8 protein-coding genes are annotated in these 19,202 nt (G+C 38.4%); 2 read left to right on the top strand and 6 right to left on the bottom strand.

Annotated elements, in window-relative coordinates; genetic code table 11:
* Positions 1–8 precede the first annotated feature (8 nt).
* From D1164_RS15180 to D1164_RS15200, 5 genes are all read right to left on the bottom strand, one after another.
* Positions 9–2,831 (bottom strand): SusC/RagA family TonB-linked outer membrane protein, encoded by a 2,823-nt coding sequence (locus D1164_RS15180; RefSeq protein WP_119350853.1) that lies wholly within the window; start codon positions 2,829–2,831, stop codon positions 9–11.
* Positions 2,832–2,862: 31 nt separating this feature from the next.
* Positions 2,863–4,608, bottom strand: coding sequence for a RagB/SusD family nutrient uptake outer membrane protein (locus D1164_RS15185; protein ID WP_172594483.1), 1,746 nt, complete (start codon positions 4,606–4,608; stop codon positions 2,863–2,865).
* Between the two features lie 17 nt (positions 4,609–4,625).
* On the bottom strand, positions 4,626–8,060 hold the full coding sequence (locus tag D1164_RS15190) for a TonB-dependent receptor (protein WP_119350855.1): 3,435 nt from the start codon (positions 8,058–8,060) through the stop codon (positions 4,626–4,628).
* Between the two features lie 163 nt (positions 8,061–8,223).
* Positions 8,224–9,411: a FecR family protein gene (locus D1164_RS15195; protein ID WP_119350856.1), complete on the bottom strand. Its 1,188-nt coding sequence runs from the start codon at positions 9,409–9,411 to the stop codon at positions 8,224–8,226.
* 60 nt (positions 9,412–9,471) lie between these two features.
* The gene (locus tag D1164_RS15200; protein ID WP_119350857.1) at positions 9,472–10,059 is read right to left on the bottom strand and encodes an RNA polymerase sigma factor; all 588 of its coding nucleotides are present in this window, start codon (positions 10,057–10,059) and stop codon (positions 9,472–9,474) included.
* 1,233 nt (positions 10,060–11,292) lie between these two features.
* Between D1164_RS15200 and D1164_RS15205 the strand changes: the two genes are divergently transcribed.
* Positions 11,293–11,580 carry a hypothetical protein gene (locus D1164_RS15205; protein ID WP_119350858.1) on the top strand — a complete coding sequence of 96 codons (288 nt, stop codon included), beginning with the start codon at positions 11,293–11,295 and terminating at the stop codon, positions 11,578–11,580.
* Between the two features lie 297 nt (positions 11,581–11,877).
* The gene (locus D1164_RS15210; RefSeq protein WP_172594484.1) at positions 11,878–14,070 is read left to right on the top strand and encodes a beta-N-acetylhexosaminidase; all 2,193 of its coding nucleotides are present in this window, start codon (positions 11,878–11,880) and stop codon (positions 14,068–14,070) included.
* Positions 14,071–14,316: 246 nt separating this feature from the next.
* Here the strand turns inward: D1164_RS15210 and D1164_RS15215 are convergent, their stop codons facing one another.
* Positions 14,317–18,492: a leucine-rich repeat protein gene (locus D1164_RS15215; protein ID WP_119350860.1), complete on the bottom strand. Its 4,176-nt coding sequence runs from the start codon at positions 18,490–18,492 to the stop codon at positions 14,317–14,319.
* Positions 18,493–19,202 lie beyond the last annotated feature (710 nt).

A 19,202-nucleotide genomic window follows, 5' to 3' on the forward strand; every position in this document is an offset into this window, starting at 1 on the left:
TCATATAGCTAAAACTGAACATTAACCCCCACATTATAGGTTTTCATTGCCGGATAACTTGTCATCCTTTCAGGATCGCCATATTCAAGATTGGTAAGAGTGAAAAGATTGGTACCTCTCAAAAACACGCGAATTTTTTCTGCCTTACATCTTGATGCTAAAGATTCTGAAAAGTTATAACCTAACTCTGCTGAACGTAACCTGGCAAAATCTGCATCTTTATACCAAAATGAAGAAGACCGGTAATTATTTGAACTGGCTACAGTTGTTAATTTTGGATAATTGGCATGAGCCTTATCGGACTCTGTCCAGGGTGTTTGGTCCAAAATATAAGTTGAAACGCCATTTTCATTAATTAATGGCCAGTATATTTGGGAGTATCCCCCCATATACATTGAGCTTCCTAACCGACCTTGTATCACGGCTTGAATATCAAAGCCTTTGTAGTTGGACCCCAATATAAGTCCAAACTCTGATTTTAAACCGGTATCTCCGATGGGCCCTTTATCATATTCATTTACATAGCCATCATTGTTTTTATCCTTATACTTCATATCACCAGGATTTACTTCTCCAAATTGCTGTACAGGGCTATTGGCGATATCTTCATGGGAATCAAAGAACCCTGCGAACTCAAGTCCGAATGCCTGTCCTATTTGATTCCCTGTTCTGTAATAATATTCACTTCCTTCCGGAACAGGCAACTCTGCATTGTAAAGAACTTCACTTCCCATTAAGGTATAATTCAACTGGGCAAAATATCCTCCGTTATTCGTTGATTTATTAATTCCCAATGACAATTCCAGTCCGTAACTTTTTGCCTCCCCTGCATTCACATCACGAAATTCTATTCCGATAATTGAAGGGGCAATATTATTTCGGCTTACCAGTATATTTCTTCTATTATCCAGGAAGTAAGTGGCAGAAAAGTTTACATTTTTAAGTATTACGGATTCAAAACTTATTTCAAATTTATCGGCCTTTTCAAAGGTTAAATCCGGATTGGAAGCATCACTCTGTATAAGGCCACCGCCGTAAATACCACTTGTGCCAAATGAGTAGCTCCCGAAGTATTTGTAGTAATCCCGATACGCAAATCTTAAACCTAAATCACTTCGGCCAACCGTTCCGGCTGATGCTCTTAGTTTCAGATAGTCAATTACTTTACTATCTTTTAAGAACGATTCATTTGATAGTATCCATCCTGCTGATATACTTGGAAATAATGCAAACCTATTCCCCTTCTTAAATGCCTCACTTCCACTGTAAGTCATCCCTGCTTTGGCAAAGTAAGTATCCTTTATACTATAATCAATAATACCACCAATTGATTGGGTGTAATATGGACTTTCAGAGCCTAAGGTTAATTCATCCTGATGATACAGTACTTTGGCATTTAGCTGATTGGAACTTCCCAGTTCAGTCGAGTAATCTATATATCCCTGAACATTTAACCGTAAAGACTGCCTCTCGTCTTCCGGTTCAAAATAAGTCAGAACGGTTTTAGCACCATAGGCCGAACTAAGTATCGGTTCACCGGTAATTTCATCTTTACCCAATACTGAGTAAGAGTCAAAACTTTTTTGCCATCCATCGGTAACCGTATAATAATTATCATACCCAAAACGACCTCCAATCTTTAGCCCCTTAACAAGTCTTTCTAAATTATATTCTGTAGTGATATTTGTTAAAAGGTGCCGTTTATGGATATTCATATGTCCTTTTTCATTTATAAGGCCCATTGGATTTTCAGGATAATAGGAGGTTCCTCCCAAGAGGCCATCTTTTGCATAAACAGGGATATATGTTGGATACTTATATAAAGCGTTCCAAATACTGCTGGTTGAATCAACCGGCGCATTTTTATTGTCTAGCTTTCCCTGCATATCAATTTTAACATTCCACTCATCATTTAATTTTATATCCAAATTAGAACGAAATGATAAACTTTCATACTTGATATTTGTAGAATATCCTTCATGCTTTTCTGTATGGTTATAAATTCCGGTATTACTTAAATAGCCAATGGATGCATAGTATTGAATTTTATCATTTCCCCCTGTTGCATTAACATTTAGCTTGGTTGCGGGTGTAACGTTTTTAACCATCTTGTCAAGCCAGTTTGTACTTGGATAATATATGGGATCACCTGTTTTGTAGTTCTGAATTTCTTCATTTGTATACAATGCAGGTAGACCATCATTTATCAACGCCTGGTTATAAATAGTGGCATAATCGGCGGAGCCAACAAACTCAGGTAAATAAAGAGGGGTCTGTACTCCCTGCAACACATTAACTTCAATGTTAGATCTATCTATTTTACCGCGTTTGGTTGTGACAGCAATCACTCCATTTGCAGCCCGGCCACCATACAAAATAGCAGCAGAGGCATCTTTTAATACCGTTATTGACTCAATATCCTCAATGGAGATTGAATTAAGGTCATGCTCAAATCCATCAACTAAAACCAATGGTGCATTCGAATTTCCAAAGGTTCCATACCCCCTTATCGTGATGTTAGGAGAGTCAACTCCCGGTTCGCCGGATCCTTGCCTCACAATCAATCCCGGGATCAGACCAAAAAGGGCATTTCCAACTGTATAAGTAGAACTTTTTATTATGTCATCATTTCGTACCGTGTTGTATGAAATTATTTCATGATTGCTATCTGGTAAAATAACTTCATCTTTAACTGTTACGCTATCAGGATCTGATATTTCCTGAATAGTTGTTTTTTTACCGCCAAAAGAATATGCATTTGTAGCAATGAAAATAAGCAAGGTGTACAAAACAATCCTTGGATATTTGGCATATATATATTGTTGATTCATTCTTAATCAATTTTAAATTTACAAATACCGATTACCATCCGGGATTTTGAATTAAACCATAGTTTTTGTTGATCTCTGCTTGCGGAAACGGATGCAAGTACCAATGGTCATACCAGGCTCTTTCTTGGTGCAAATACTTCTCGTATGTGTAAGTATCATCAGCCCATTTTAAGACCTTCACATTGTAGATATTTACAAATGGATTTTGTACCAGCCATCTCTTCACATCAAAATAGCGATGGTCTTCAGCGTAAAATTCGACAGCCCTTTCATTCACAATAAAATCCCTTAATTCTTCCTGTGAAAATGAACGATTAACCTCGGGCATGCCGGAACGTAATCGAATTGCATCAAGAAGGTCAAATGCAGTTGCATTAGGCCCTTGGTATTCGTTTGATGCTTCTGCATATATAAAGTACATTTCAGCCAAACGCATGACGGGGCTCATTGGCAGGAAGCCGGAAGAGGTTTCTTCATAGCCGTTTAGGTATTTTCGTGTGCCGTAATAGTATTCAGTTTTTGCTGTTTTTTTCCCTTCCTTACCATCCGTAACACCATCTTCCCCGGCATCAAAAAACTCTACAATCATTGTCGGGTTGGTTCTCCAAACACTTCCGTTGTAGGCAATTGTCTGATCAAAACGAGGGTCCAGATTTTCGTATGGTTCATCCGGGTTTCCGGCAGAAGTTCGTATTACCTGATCCCAGTTTACTTTGCTTCCATCTCTGTTCTGATAAAATTCAACGGCATTATGTGTAGGTGAGTTACAAGCTGCCCCTCTTTGGCGGCCACGGAAACTCCAGGTATACCTAACAGTCGCGCTGCTATTTGAATTCATCGTACCAAACATAATTTCAGTATTTCCATCCTTTGGTCTTTTACAACATGCCACTACATAATTTCTGTCGATACCATAATCCGTAACAATGGCATAACCATTACTTTCACAGAAATTAATAGCTTCAGAAGCAGCATCCATTGCTAGTTTCCACCGGTTTTTATCGTAATTGGTATAACAAATAGATTTGTTGTTCTCTCCCAAACTCATGTAAGGAGTTGCCGTATTAAATAATGGACTGGCAGCATACAGGAGAGTCCTTGCTTTCAGCCCATAAGCCAAAGCTTTGGTTGCTCTTCCAAATTCTATAGACCTGGTAACTTTTGCCGGAAGGTTAGGGCTTGCAATGGCCTCATCGCATAGTTCAACAATATAGTTTACTACGTTTTCGATAGATTCCCTGTCTAAAATAGGATAATCAGCAGTCAGGCTCTCCTTCACTAAGGGTACTCCTCCATACCTCTTAAACAACTCAAAATATTCCAGAGCGATTAAAATTTTGCATTCAGCCTTTATTCGTTCCTTCTCAGTAGTTGTAATATCAGAGACATTGTCAATATTCTCAATCATTATAAAATTTCTTCGGATGGATGTCCAATGTCTCGAATAATAGTCTTCCCCCAAACTGGTAGTAAACCAGGTTGCGTCAACATTCCCCCCATATACTTTATGGGAACGGTATGAACTTTGTAAAGCCAATGAGCCAGCCTCATCTGTTAAAGAAACCCGGGAGGGTCCGTTTAATATATCTGTCCACCCAAGAACGATAGAAGGTACTCTTTCATATAATGAATAGAGATATGTTTCTGCATTTCGATAGTTTACAAACACGGAGTCTTGATTAAAACTGGTCTGTGCCGGCATTTCCAGGTAATCGTCGCATGAAGTAAAGTAATACGATGCACTTACCAGAAAAAGTATGGATATTATATTCTTCATCTTCATCTTTTTTCTTTTTAAAATTGTACTCTACATCCAATATTAAAAACCTTTAACTGTGGATATTTCAGATTTGCATTCGGATTTCCTTCAGGGTCGATTATCTTCAACTTATCCCAGGTATAAAGATTTTGACCAGAGAGATAAAATCTGCAACTCGAAATTTTAAATTGTTCTAACTTTGATTTTTTCAAGGTATATCCAAGTTCCATATTTTTAACACGTAGGAACGAAGCATCCTTAATATTCAATGTTGAATTGTAGTAATTTTGAAGATCACTATAACTAACAGACAGTTTAGGAAATGTAGCATTTGCATTTCCATCTGGTGAATCAGCATGCCATCTGCCTTCAACTAATTCCATGGCTGACCCAAAAGCTGCGAAAGGTTCGTATACCCTGCCTGAAACCATTACTGCATAATTTGTTGCCCCCTGAAATAACACGCTGAAATCAAAGTTTTTGTATTCCCAGCCAAATGTGAACCCATAAGAAATCTCGGGGAAAGAGGGGTGTTTTATAGCTTGCTGGTCATTCGAATCAATATAGCCATCACCAGTAATGTCTTTATATTTTGTATCGCCTAATGATGGAAGTTTACCAAAATATAAAGGGGCAGTTAATATTTCTTCCTCTGTATTAAAGAAACCATCGAATACATAACCAAAATTTTCACCTACTCTTAAACCTGTTCTGTTCAAATTTGGGTAGACTAAATTTTTGGCTTCATCCATATACTCAATTTTGTTTCTGGCAAATGAGAAGTTTCCATTTATCCAATAATTGAATTTGTTGATTTTACTTCTCCATTCTGTTTCAAATTCAACACCTCTATTCTTAACAATACCAATATTATAAGCGTCTTGTAACAGGATAGCAACATAATAGGGAACGGTGTTTAAGCTTGCCAAAATATTATCCCTCTTTTCATAGAAATAATCAAATGATAAAGAGAATTGATCTTTAAACATTTTTAAATCGAGTGCAATGTCCAGTTTTTTAGCCCTCTCCCAGGTAACATCGGGGTTCCCGGTTTTTCCTTCTATAAATGATATATATTTAACAGGATCTTCTCCTAAATATCCGTAACTTCCCTCTTCATACTCTGACGGGAAATACATGAATCGTTCTGAGCCCAACCTGTCGTTTCCAACTTCACCGTAAGAAGCCCTCAATTTTAAATAGGACAAAGTACCGGCATTAACATTCTCTTTAACCCATGGCTCCTCCGTCAAAATCCATCCTGCAGATAAGGCGGGGAACCAACCAAAACGATTGTGTTTTGGGAAATTCTCAGAACCGTTTCGTCCCAGGTTAAATTCCAATATATATTTTAGGGCATAATTATAGGTAATACGCCCAACCCAATCCTGATAACCTAAAGGGATGCCCGGATAAGAAGATGAATGATACCATTTTTTCTTTTGGTTATAAAGCAATAGAGCTCCAACATTATGGTTTTCGAATGAATTAGCATATTCAAGTGCCCAATCCATATAAAATTGCCGGTTTCTCGAAAAGCGGGTCGATGGGGCGCTTATTATATCAGCTCCTTCTCCATTCTGGCGTAATACAACAACTTCTTCACCCTCCTCATTATGTACCCGCACAGGAGTATAGGTTTCCACATTTCGGTCAAATATTCTGGTCCTCGTATATTTATTGTCATAAGCCACTTTTGCTCTGGCTGATAATCCTTTGAGCAACCAGCTTAGATTCTGCTTCACTCCAACAGTTACATTCAGGCTATTATCCATAAAATTAACAAAACCATTTGCCAGGCTAGTCTGAATCATGTTTCTGTTTCCTGAGCGATCAAGCGTAATGATTTTACCATCATAATATCCAATAGTAGCTGTAGGCGCAGAATCTAAAATTCCCCGATATAAAGGGGTTGAACCTGAAATGTTTACATTGTAGTGTTCCGCACCTTTTGATGAATTTGTTTGAGAGTATATACCGCCTAATTGAAAATCAATTTTAGTAGTTTTCGTTACATCAATGTTAATGTTTGATCGGATGTTATATCTTTTATAGGTGTTATTGTTACTAATTCCACTGGTTGACTGGAATTCATTATATAGACCATCCTGATTTAAATATCCTAAAGAGACGAAATATTTTGCCAGTTTAGTACCACCATTTATACTTAAATTATGCTGATTCATAGCGGCATAATCTTTCATAATTAAATCTAACCAGTCCGTATCAGGATAAAACAAAGGGTCACTTTGATCTTTAAATTTTTGCAATTCGTCGTCGGTAAAAGTTAACTTAGTCAATGGGTTATCATTAATAAGGGCTTCATTGTAAAGTTTTGCGAATGTGTATCCGTCAAGAAATTTTGGGAGTCGGGTAGGGGTTTGTATAGAATAATTACCACTATAGCTAATCTGTGTTTTTCCTTCCTGCCCCTTTTTCGTAGTAACAATAATAACACCATTTGCACCACGAATACCATACACTGCCGTTGAGGAGGCATCTTTAAGAACAGAGATGGACTCAATTTCATTTGGGTCTAGTTGACTGAAAGATCTTTCAATCCCATCGACCAAAATAAGCGGCGCGGCAGCATCTTTAGATAAGGTACCAATACCCCTGATTCTTAGGGTTGCGTCATCGTCACCAGGTTGACCACTGCTTTGTATGGTTGTGATACCTGTTACACGACCTGTTAACGCATTTGTTAAGTTGGGTACCGGAGATTTTACCAGTTCATCGCCTTTAATTGCAGCAACGGCACCCGTAATAGTAATCTTTTTCTGAGTACCATATGCTACAGTTACCACTTCTTCAATTCCGATGGTTTCTGCATCCAATGTAACATTTAAAGAAGTTTTTCCATCAACTGATATTTCCTGGGTTTTCATCCCAACAAATGAGAAGACCAAGGTTACATCATCAGAAATATTGGTTAATGAATAATTCCCATCGGCATCGGTAATAGTCCCCTGGGTGGTGCCTTTAATTACTACGGTAACGCCCGGAAGGGGTTGGCCTGAGGAGTCTGTAACTCTCCCGTGAAGCTCTTTTTTCAACTGTTCCAGAACTTCTATAATCGGCTTTTTTATTGTTTCCAAAGGAGGTAGTGATTCTTTTTTGCCAATAACTATTTGCCTGTCAAAAATGACATATGTGTTATCGGTCGAATCAAATACTATATCGAGGATTTTATCCACAGTTTGATCTGATACTTTAACTGTTATATGTTTGCCCAGATCAACTGCACCATCATAGTAAATAAAAATAAACTCGCTCTGCTTCTCTATGTCATTAATTAACTGACTGATAGTAGCATCTTGAAGATCTACCGAGAGCCTGGTACTTTGCGGATAAACATTGGCAGTTACCGAAGTAACAAAGGCCAATAACAGAAACAAAAATAATCTCATAATTAGCAATAATTTCATCAGGTACCTGTTTATAGGTACCCAAGCAACTTTTTTTTTCATAAATTTGTCTTTGATTTTAAATTGCACTTAAATAAACTTAGAAGAAGTAATTTGCGATTTAAACACGGAGACAGGTTATACGGCATTATAGCCTGTCTTTTCGTTTAAGATCTGCTTGGGTTAGATTTCGTTTTTTTCCATAGGCATAAAAATTCAGGCTGTTTTATCGTTTTTCTGACAAGATGAATGTTCCGTTGTTAATCTCATATTTGATAGGGGCAGTAGATTGAATAACTTTAAAAACATCTTCACAGTTATTCTTCAGATCCAATTTCCCTGTAATGGTCATATCTTTAACATTGTCATCCTTATACTTAATCGTTACATCGTAATACCTTGATAGTTTGGTCGTAATATCTTCCATCTTCTTTTGATTGCAATACATCCATCCATCCTTCCAGGAGATATAATCCAGGACATTGGCTTCTTTCAACGATGTTCTACCGGTACTGTTTTCATGCGTGAATAACTGGTTTTCTTTCATCAACACTTTTTCAGATGAAAACAGGGTCTCTACGCTCCCCTCAACCAGTACCACAGAGGTCTTTGAATCATCAGGATAGGCACTTATATTAAATGTTGTACCCAATACTCTTACCTTAAGGTGGTTTGTTACTACGAAAAACGGCTTTTCTGAGTCATGAGCTACTTCCAGAAAAGCCTCTCCTTCTACAAAAATTTCCCGTTCTTTCCGGGTAAAGACGACAGGATATATAGCCCGGGAACCTGAATTCAGGTATAATACTGTGCCGTCTGAAAGAGTCAGTGAAGAGCGTTTACCTAAGGGCACAACAAGTTGGTTCAATTGTTCTTTTTTCGCTGCTTTATCAATCTCTTCATCCGAAATAGATTCTGTTTCATTTATTTCAATTTTACCATCCTTATCGTATTTTATTTCTGCATCATTGCTCTTCAGAAGTTTTTCACTTTGATCCGAGAGTATCAACTTTACTTCGTTGCCGGTTGGTTCAACCTTTGCAATTGAATGATAATCAATTCCGGAAGAATTGGAAAATTTAAGCTGATACAACAGTACTCCACCAATTGATAAAGCAAGTATTACAGAGGCCGCTGCAACCCATCTGGCAAAATAATTTATTTTCTTTTTGCCAATGCTTTGCTTTTCAATTCTTTTCCACAAGTGTGATACTGAGCGCTGGTCCAGGGATCTTCCCTCTTTTTGAAGATTTTTTACAACCCAAAAAACTTTGTCTATTTCCTTTTTGTCGGGATGATCTGCGATAATCTGTTCCCAATCATAAGAGGATTCTTTTTCTGGATGAAGAATCCAATTTATGAAATCCTGGTTATCGATGAGCGCATTGATATCAAATTTTGATTTCTGATTCATACAAATGGATGATAAAACAAACCTATGAGAGAGAAATGTCGATTTTGTAATCAGTAAATTTCAATTTTTTTTGCCCATGGTTAATTTTTGCAGAAAAAACCAAAGGAAAAGCGAATTTTTATTCATATTCTCTCTTAGCTTTTCCATCCCCCTGTAAACCAAATTTCTTGCGGCTTGGTAGTTTACCTTGAGTATGTTGGATAGTTCATGATAATCAAGTCCGGAAATATAACGAAGGAAAATAGCTTCCCGTTGTCTTGGGGTAAGTTCCTGCATTGTTTTTTTTAGATGGTTGGCTCTATCGTTCTCTATTTCATTGTCGAAGTCATTTTCGCCAGTAAAAATGAAATCGAAAGGAATGTCTTCCAGACTAATGGTTTTGATTTTTTTTCTCTGGTCAAGTTTATTGATGATTTTTCGTTTTAACGAAACCAGCAGGTATCCTTTTATATTGTCTATAGTACCAAGATTGGAGCGGTAGTAATGCAAATCGATAAACATATCGTGCATACAGTCCTTTATTAGTTCCTCATCGTTTGTAAAATGACAACCGTATTTAAATAAATGTTGTACGTGAGAATCATAGATTAGCCTAAATGCTTCGTCGCTACCTGATAAAAAGTCTAACCATAGTTTTTTATCTGACATCTTGTTTTATCTTACCCCATTAACAAAAAGTACAAACTTATCATTTTTTAACATTTTTTTGTTTCTACTTCAAATTATAAAAGCATAATTGATTAACTGTTTGATTTTTAATGTGATATAGTTGTGCTTATTGTCTTCAAAGTACCAACAGTCTAAAGAGAAAAATGTTCATGCTTTTGATTATTAGTATTATAGTAATAATGTAAAAAAAGAGAAGGGGGTGCCATAAAGTAATGAATTCTTTTCGCTCAACGGGCAATTTAAAAGGAGTTGTTACCAAAAAACGATGAATTAAACCTTGATGTGGTTTATGATTGAGTCAGAAGTGGTAAAAAGAATTGTGAAAAGGAGACGGAACAAGTAGTAAACTGGAGGTGTTATTTATAATGAGAAATGAACTTGCGCCCTGCAACTGTCTGGATGTTCAGTAATAGAATACAACGGATTATAGAAGTGAGAGCAGAAGACAGTTACCGGATGACGCCAGGCCACTTTATTGAATTGTGCCAATTGCAAAGAAACTAAGGAAGACTTGAAAGAATTGCTCATGATATACAATTTCGTTGAATAATATGAGAGAGCAAATCGTAGAAAATAATAAGCTAATATATAGCACAAGGGAGAGGGGGCTGTCTGTTTTCAGTTGTTAGGGTATAGTTAGAAGAGAAGTGAAATGCGGTTGAATGACATTGCTAAGCAATAATAACCTTAACCTCATTTTTTTCAAGCCTTATTCTATCCTCTTCTTTTAGTCCTGAATCAGTAATAACTACATCTACATCAGAAATAGGTCCAATAAAGGCAAACTTTCTTCTGTCAAACTTACTTGTATCAGTAATGAATTGTTTTCTGAGAATTTAATTAATGCATTTTTACTGTTTAAAAGTAAGCCGGTTTCTTTGTTAGATTAAATTAAGTAAGATTTCGTAAGATTTAATTGTTTTGGTTGGTTGTTGATTTTATATTTCAAAGGAATTATATTATTTTGAATGTCTTGTTTTTAAGTTGTTGTTTATTAGTGTTTTGTGTTGATTTTTGCTGTGGTTTTTGATTTCTTTCTGAGTGTATTTAAGTTTGTTATAGATTTTAATAGAAATAAATGGAAAAATAAACTATTGTATTGAAATTATAAAATACTATATTTTGTTTTATTTTTTATATTTGTTGTTTCGTAGCATTTTTTTTGATGTATATTTAACTTGTATTTTAATATGGATTTATATATCTTTCAATATGAATATTACAATAAAAATTTCAATGATTGTTGCATTGTTTATTCTGTCGGAATGTTTCTCAACCATTTTTTCTCAGGAAGATTATAATTCGTCCCTTGAAAAATATCCGGTTGCTTATTTTTTTTACGGGAATAAAGGGACACACCGTCATTCATTGTCGGAAACGGTGGCGGCACTGACAAAAGAACAACTTAGCCCTTTTGAAATAAAAGTAGAGAATAACGGCAAAAGTAAAACCGAAATTCTTCATCTCACTGGAGAAAGGACATTAAAAATGAAGCTGTAAGATTAGAGGGAAGGCCTTGCTTCTTATAATGGAGCTGTGGATTTTCGATTTATAAGTGGTTTGAGTTTGATTTTTTTTGCTTTTCTGATGGATTCATGTTGCTGAAATAGCAGGGTTTTTGAGCCACTTCTTGCAGTTATGGTTCTGGTATTAGAAGTTAATGAGTTATTAGGGCTGAGTTATTGGGGTAAGAGAAACAATTATCATGATGTCAATAATTACTTTGGTTTTATCATTTCGTTGGGTAAGATAATAATGATTAACATAGATACTTATAAACGCTTAAATTTAAACAAGATGAACATTTTTGCCGGCAAAATGCAAACAGTAGCTTTTCTCTTTAGACAGACATTATTGATTCTTTTGGTCCTTTTCTTTTCGGGCACTAACATCTATTCCAGTGAGCTTAAGGATCTAGAACTGAACGTGATTCCTTATCCTCAGCAGGTTCAGCTGGGAGGAGACGATTTTAATTTTTCTGAAGAATTAACGATTGTTGTCGAAAATAACCATTCGGAAGCCGACCGCTTTGCGGCTGAAGAATTGGTTAGTGATCTCAAAAAAGAGTGGGGTATTGATGCAAAAATTGCTACCCAAAAAGGCAGGAAATCCATTGTCTTGTCGCGTACTCACGCTTCTGCATCGTTAAAAGAGCAAGGTTATCGAATAACAACATCGGGCAATGAACTTTTCATTAGTGCAAAAAGTGAAGCAGGATTGTTTTATGGTACCCAAACTTTTTTACAGCTGATTAAAAAAGTGAGGGAAGGATTTCAGGTTCCCGGTATGGAAATAAATGATTGGCCTGATATTAAAAAGCGTGCAGCTCATTATGATACCAAGCATCATCAGGATAAACGCTCATATGTTGAAAGTTTTATAAAAGATTTAGCGAGATACAAGATGAATCAACTGGTGTGGGAGTGGGAAGACAAACTGGCATATGAAAAGCATCCAGAAATTGGCGCCCCAGGTGCGTTCACAATTGCCGAAATGCAGGAAATTACCCGTTATGCAAAAAAATATCATGTTGAACTTATTCCGCTTGTTCAGGGCCTCGGGCACGTGAGTTTTATATTAAAATGGGCACAATACAAGCATTTGAGGGAGATTGCAGATTCTAACTGGGAGTTTTGTCCGCTAAAAGAAGGTACCTATAATTTGCTTTTTGATCTTTGGGAAGAAGCCATTGAAGCAACTCCTGGTTCTGAATATATACACATCGGTTCGGATGAAACTTATGAATTGGCTGCCTGTGAGCATTGTCAGGCTCGGGCAAAGGAGATTGGCAAAAGCGGAGTATATCATTTATTTGTAAAAAGAGCAGCAGAGCACTTACAGAAATTGAACCGGAAAGTGATGGTATGGGAACGCCCAATGGGATGGAAACAAAATTCGTCTCCGGTGAAAAATTTCGATCTGGCCAAAGGATTAGTGCTAACCGAGAGCTACAATTATGGTACCTCCAATTTTGAATATGTTAAAGAGTCTAAAGAATTGGGATATGAGGTTTATGCTTATGACCCAAACCCGGGAATTGAGCCACTTTTTCTTCCATATAAATTTAAGTTCAAGGCTGGAAACAAGACTGCCGGAAGTTTGGAAAATTCGTATCAGTTTTTAACTTCTGCAGCCATGTCTGGGGCATTCGATGGAATGATCAATACTTCTTGGGATGATTCGGGATTACACAACCAAATGTGGATGCTTAGCTTTGTTACTTCTGCCGAATATTCATGGAGTGGCAGTAAACCAACCCTGGAAGAGTTCGAACATTCCTTTTACAAAAATTATTATGGTTCTTCAGCGATAGACTTAGAAGAACTTTATTGTCTCCTCAATGAAGGGGCTTATTATTATGCCTGGACATTGGAAAGGAATGTTTGGCACCATGGTACCATAGGAAAAACACATTTGCCTGATATTCCCCGTAACGATAATATCGAGTATGATCCATATTGGAATAAAGAATATTCGGAGAAAATTCAGGAATCAAGGCAGATGCTTGGCAAAATGAAAAGGGCGCTGTCTATCATTGAAAACAATAAAAATGCAGGTGTAAAAAATGTATATGATTTTGAATTATACAGAACTCTTGCCAAGTTAATAGAACATACTTGCCTGACATATATTGATCTTTCTGAACTGGAAAATACCATTACCAGGGCGCATAGCCTTACATTTATTGATAAACAACAGGCCTATCAGCACCTGGAACAGGCACAGGAACTTATTGAAACAAGTATAAACCGAAGAGAAAAAGTTTATAATGATTTGGTTGAAACCTGGGAACAGACTCGGTTACCCAAAGGAATGTCAACACCTGACAAGGAATTTTTTTTCCAACAGGATCGCGCCCGCCATTTTGCATTTCGCACAGCAGATATGTCTTACCTCATATACGATGAGGAGTTGCTGGATATGGAAGGATACCTGGAACGTTTTAAAAAATATATGAGATATTATAAGGAAGAAGTAGGAGCTTTTTGACATGGCTTTAAAGCCGTGTCACTTTGTTTGAAGGAAGCCTTCACTATTGTAATTTCTTTTCTTTGTCAATTCGAAAAGTGTTTAATCATCCCTTCTGTTTAGGTTCTCAGTACCATTGAATAAACCACTATGGATAAAAGTCCATAGTGGTTTATTTTACATTTTGACTTGTAACCTCTTTTTTGGCAGGCAACCCTGCCATTCAGGCGGACTTTATATTCGGTTCAAAGTGAACCGTTCGTATATTTATTTCCGGACTACCAGCTTTTGGGTTATTGTACCAACTTGTACAAGATAAACGCCGGTATTCAAAGCGCTTATATCGATTGGATGCAGGTTATCGGTTATGATTGTTTGCAGTACTATTCCTCCTGAAATATTATAAATAATCAGGCAACTACCTTCTGGCGCATTGGCAATGGTAATTTTATGGCTTGCAGGGTTCGGATATAACTTAATACTTCCGGTCTCAAGCTCGTCAATTGCCGTCGAGATATCGGTTGTTACCATTAGGGGCTTGCTTGCCGGGGAAGCATTGGATGTGGCCGTTTCGGCATAGCGCTGGATAAGCATATACTCCGTATTATCATCTAATCCTTTAAAAAGAGGAGTGTCCTGCCATGTTGTTCCGTTGTCGATGCTGTACTCGCACCCTTCCAGCACGTTCAGAACAATGCTGCTGTCGGTTTTGCCTGCCAGTGTGGGTGCCGCAGGAGCTGCTTGCTGAGCTTTATCTGTGACAACGGTTAATGGCTCACTTGCCGGGGACGCATCATTTGTATTGGTTTTTGCATAACGTTGCAGCAAAGTATACGATGTGCCACTTTCCAGTCCATCGAAAAGAACTTCACTCTGCCAGGTTGCACCGCCATCTATACTGTATTCGCAACCTGTCACTGCATTTAGTGTAATACTGTTTTCGGTTTTTGAAGCGAGTGTGGGTGCCGCAGGAGCTGCTTGCTGAGTCTTGTCGGTTACAACGGTCAGTGGTTCACTTGCCGGTGATGCATAATCTGTATTGGTTTCGAAATAGCGTTGTACAAAGGTATAGGTTGTATTGATTTCCAGTCCATCGAAAAGAACTTCACTCTGCCAGGTTGCACCGCCATCTATACTGTATTCGCAACCTGTCACTGCATTTAGTGTAATACTGTTTTCGGTTTTTGAAGCGAGTGTGGGTGCCGCAGGAGCTGCTTGCTGTGCTTTGTCGGTTACAACGGTCAGTGGTTCGCTTGCCGGGGACGCATAATCTGTATTGGTTTCGAAATAGCGTTGTACAAACGTATAGGCTGTACTGATTTCCAACCCATCAAATAATACTTCACTCTGCCAGTTTGCACTGCCATCCATACTGTATTCGCAACCTTCCACAGCATTTAGTGTAATACTACTTTGGGTTTTTGAAGCGAGTGTTGGAGCAGCAGGAGTTGCTTGCTGCGCTTTGTCGGTTACAACAGTCAGTGGTTCACTTGCCGGTGACGCATAATCTGTATTGGTTTCGAAATAGCGTTGCACAAAGGTATAGGTTGTATTGATTTCCAACCCATCAAACAAAACTTCACTCTGCCAGTTTGTTCCGCCATCCATACTGTATTCGCAACCTTCTACTGCATTAAGGGTAATGGTGTTGTGTGTTTTTCCTGCCAGAGTTGGGGCAGCAGGGGCCGGGCGGTCTGAGATTAAGGCGGTGTACGAAGTTGTAAAAACATTTACGGTATAATTACCACCGTTTAGAGGTACCATCGACCCGTTGCCATCTTTCCATCCGGTGAAACCGGGTGTTGCATCGTGCTTGGGCAGGTTGACGGAGGCCAGGTTACCATTATAAGCAAATGCGTTTTCACCCATGCTCACCAGTTTTTCAGAGAGCGTTACGCTTGTTAAGAAGTTACTGCTAAAGGCGCTTTCGCCAATGCTTGTTACCGTTTCAGAAAGGGTTATGCTTGTTAGCCAGTTATAAGCAAAAGCCCGGTACTCAATGCTTGTCAGTGAGGACGGAAGTGTTATGCTTGCTATGTTGTTTATTTCAAATGCGTTTTTGCCAATGCTTGTTATGCTGTGCGGAAACACAACACTTACCAGCCCCCTGTTTTCAAACACACTATTACCTATCCCGGTAATGGTGATTTCCGTCCCATTTTTATTTAGGGTTTGGGGTATGGTTAGCTTTGTGCCTTTCAGTATATTGCAACTTACAATACACCCTTCGTTGTCAATTGTTACGTCGTCGGCAGTAAGAGTATAGGGTATTATGGCGTAGTAGGGAACATAGAAATTTGATATGGTATAGTTACCCTCTTCGGTCTTTGTCACCTTTTGCTTATTGCTGTCAATCCATCCTTCGAAACCGGGGGTTGACTCGTGCCTGGGCAGATTAATTGATGTAAGGTTGGTATTGTTGGCGAATGCACTTTCGTCAATGATAATTAATGTTCCCGAAAGAGTTACACTTGTTAACTTGTTATAGGTAAACGCGTAGTCGCAAATGTTTAGTAGTCCGTTAGGAAGCGTTACGCTTGTTAAGTCGTTATAGCCGAATGCCCAGCTTCCAATGCTTTGTAATCCTTCGGGAAGTGTAACGCTGGTTAAATGGCAGCTATAAAAAGCCTTATCTCCAATGCTTTTTACTCCTTCGGGGACTACTACACTTGCCATACTACGAAGCATAAAAACGGCATCGTTAATGCCGGTAATGGCTATATCAACGCCCTCTTTATTGATGGTTTGGGGGATAACGATATTCCCAAATGCGTAGTCTTTGGTATTAAAATCGGTGATATTGCAGGATGTAATCACACCGTTTTCATCCACTGTAATATCGGCAGCTGTAAGCGTGTAGAAGTTAGAATTTATTTGGGCAGTGTAAGAGGTTGAAAAAATGTTTACAGTATAGTTGTTGTCTGTTAGCGGCACCGGCTGCTCCATACCGTCAACCCATCCTGTAAATCCTGGAGTTGCCGCATGTTTGGGCAGGTTCATGGATGCAAAGGGATTATTGTAAAAAGCGTATTCGTCTATAAATGTCAGCGATTCGGATAACTTTACGCTCGTTAGGTTATTATTATAAAATGCCCTTTTTCCGATGCTTGTTAAGCTGTTCGGGAATGTTACTTCTGTTAACTTGTTTCCTGAAAAAGCAGATTCTCCGATACTTATCAGCCCTTCAGGAAGAATTAGGTTTGTTAAGCTGTTATTGAAGAAGGAGCTTTCGCTAATGCTTGTTACGCTGTTTGGAAGCGTAATCTCCATGAGCCCCCTGCTACTAAACACAGTCAGGCCTATCCCGGTAATGGTGATTTCTGTCCCATTTTTATTTAAAGTTTTTGGTATGTATAGTTTGGTGCCTGTTAGTGGTTTACAGCTTATAATGCAGCCCTCGTTATCCAGTGTTACGTCGTCGGAAGTAAGGGTATAGGGTACTATTGCAGTGTAAGAGATATCGAAATTGCTAATGGGATAGTTGCCGTCTTCGGTTTTTGCAACTTGCTGCCTGTTGCTGTCAATCCATCCTTCAAAACCGGGTGTTGACTCGTGTTTGGGCAGGTTAATTGACAAAAGATCATTATTCTTGGCAAATGCGTTTTCTCCAATACTTATAATTGTTTCGCCAAGTGTTACACTTGTTAAGTTGTTAAAGGCAAACGCATAGGCTCCAATTCGTAGCACCCCTTCAGGAAGCGTTATGCTTGTTAAACTGTTACCCAGGAATGCATTACTGCCAATGTTTATAATGCTATTGGGAAGATTTACGCTTACCAGCATCCTTCGGGCAAATTGGTAGCCATTTATGTCGGTAACTGTTTGCCCGTCTAGTATTTGGGGGATGGTTATTTTAGTGCCTTTTAGGGTTTTGCAACTGACGATGTGGCCATTTACCACTTCAACATCATCGTCTGTAAGGGTATACGGCAATATGGCAGCGTAAGCACGAAAAGTATTGCTTAGGATATAGTTGCCATTTTCGTCTGGTTGCATTTTATCCCCGAAGCCGTCAATCCATCCTTCGAAGCCGGGGGTTGAGGTATGTTTGGGCAAATTGATGGATGTAAGGTTGCTGTTACCGTAAAATGCACTCTTGCCAATGTGCCTCAGTGCCTCAGAAAGTGTTACACTTACCAGGTAATTATTGGCAAATGCGTTTTCACCAATACTTATCAAACTATTTGCAAGTGTGAGGCTTATTAAGTTTTTGTTACTGAACACATTGTCGGCTATACTGGTAATGGTAATGGCCTGCCCGTTTTTATATATTGTTTTGGGAATGGTGAGATTAATAAGTAAACCAGGCAATGGCTTACAGCTCGTTATACAGCCATTCTCTATTTCAACTTCAGGGCCGGAAAGAGTGTAGGAAATTGGCAGTTGTGCATTAACGGCTGTTACAGCCATTATAAATGCGAAGAAAAGTAAAATATGTTTCATTATTATTTAATGTTTAAAGTTTTTGCGTTTCGAAGTTCGGTAGCCTGTGGCTAGTATCCGGTTTCTCCCGATATTCTTTGTCATCACTGGCTTGCGATGACGGTTCAGAATGCTTTCCCCTGCGCCTTTCATTTTTCTGCCGTGCGGATTTTTTTTTCACGGCAGGGGATTTTCATCTTCACGGCACAGGAATTTTTTTTCACAGCACAGGATTTTCATCTTCACAGCAGCTTTTTAAGAACGGTAGCAAAACAGCTCGTCTCTTTCTGTTTATTTTTCTATCTGTTCTTACTAAAACAGGTAAATGAAAATGGCCAGGGAGAAGAGCAAATTGGTATAAGAGAAGCGGGTGTTTAGTGAATGATTTTAACATTATTTTAACGTATTAAAGATGTATGCTAAAATAGGGGCAACTCTGTTTGGGGGAGTGGTAGGAATGACAAATAATTAGGGTTGAATCAACAAAAATGCGGGGTAAAAACAGCAAATACAGGGGGTAGAAGCAGCAATGCCCTGATCGCCTGTGAGTATGATTTTAGCAGGCAAGAGAAACAGGAGGCATACTTTGCCCAACTGTCTGCTCACTTTGAGACGGGAATACCGATGCGGCGAAACCGGAAAACAAGCGGTGGGGTCTCACTTATTATCTCCAACCGGGAAGGAGGACATTCATGCCATTTTTGTGTGCTGGCCAACGCAGGGACCTGTTC

Origin of the sequence: Mariniphaga sediminis (assembly GCF_003573545.1) — a bacterium.
Lineage (GTDB): Bacteria > Bacteroidota > Bacteroidia > Bacteroidales > Prolixibacteraceae > Mariniphaga > Mariniphaga sediminis.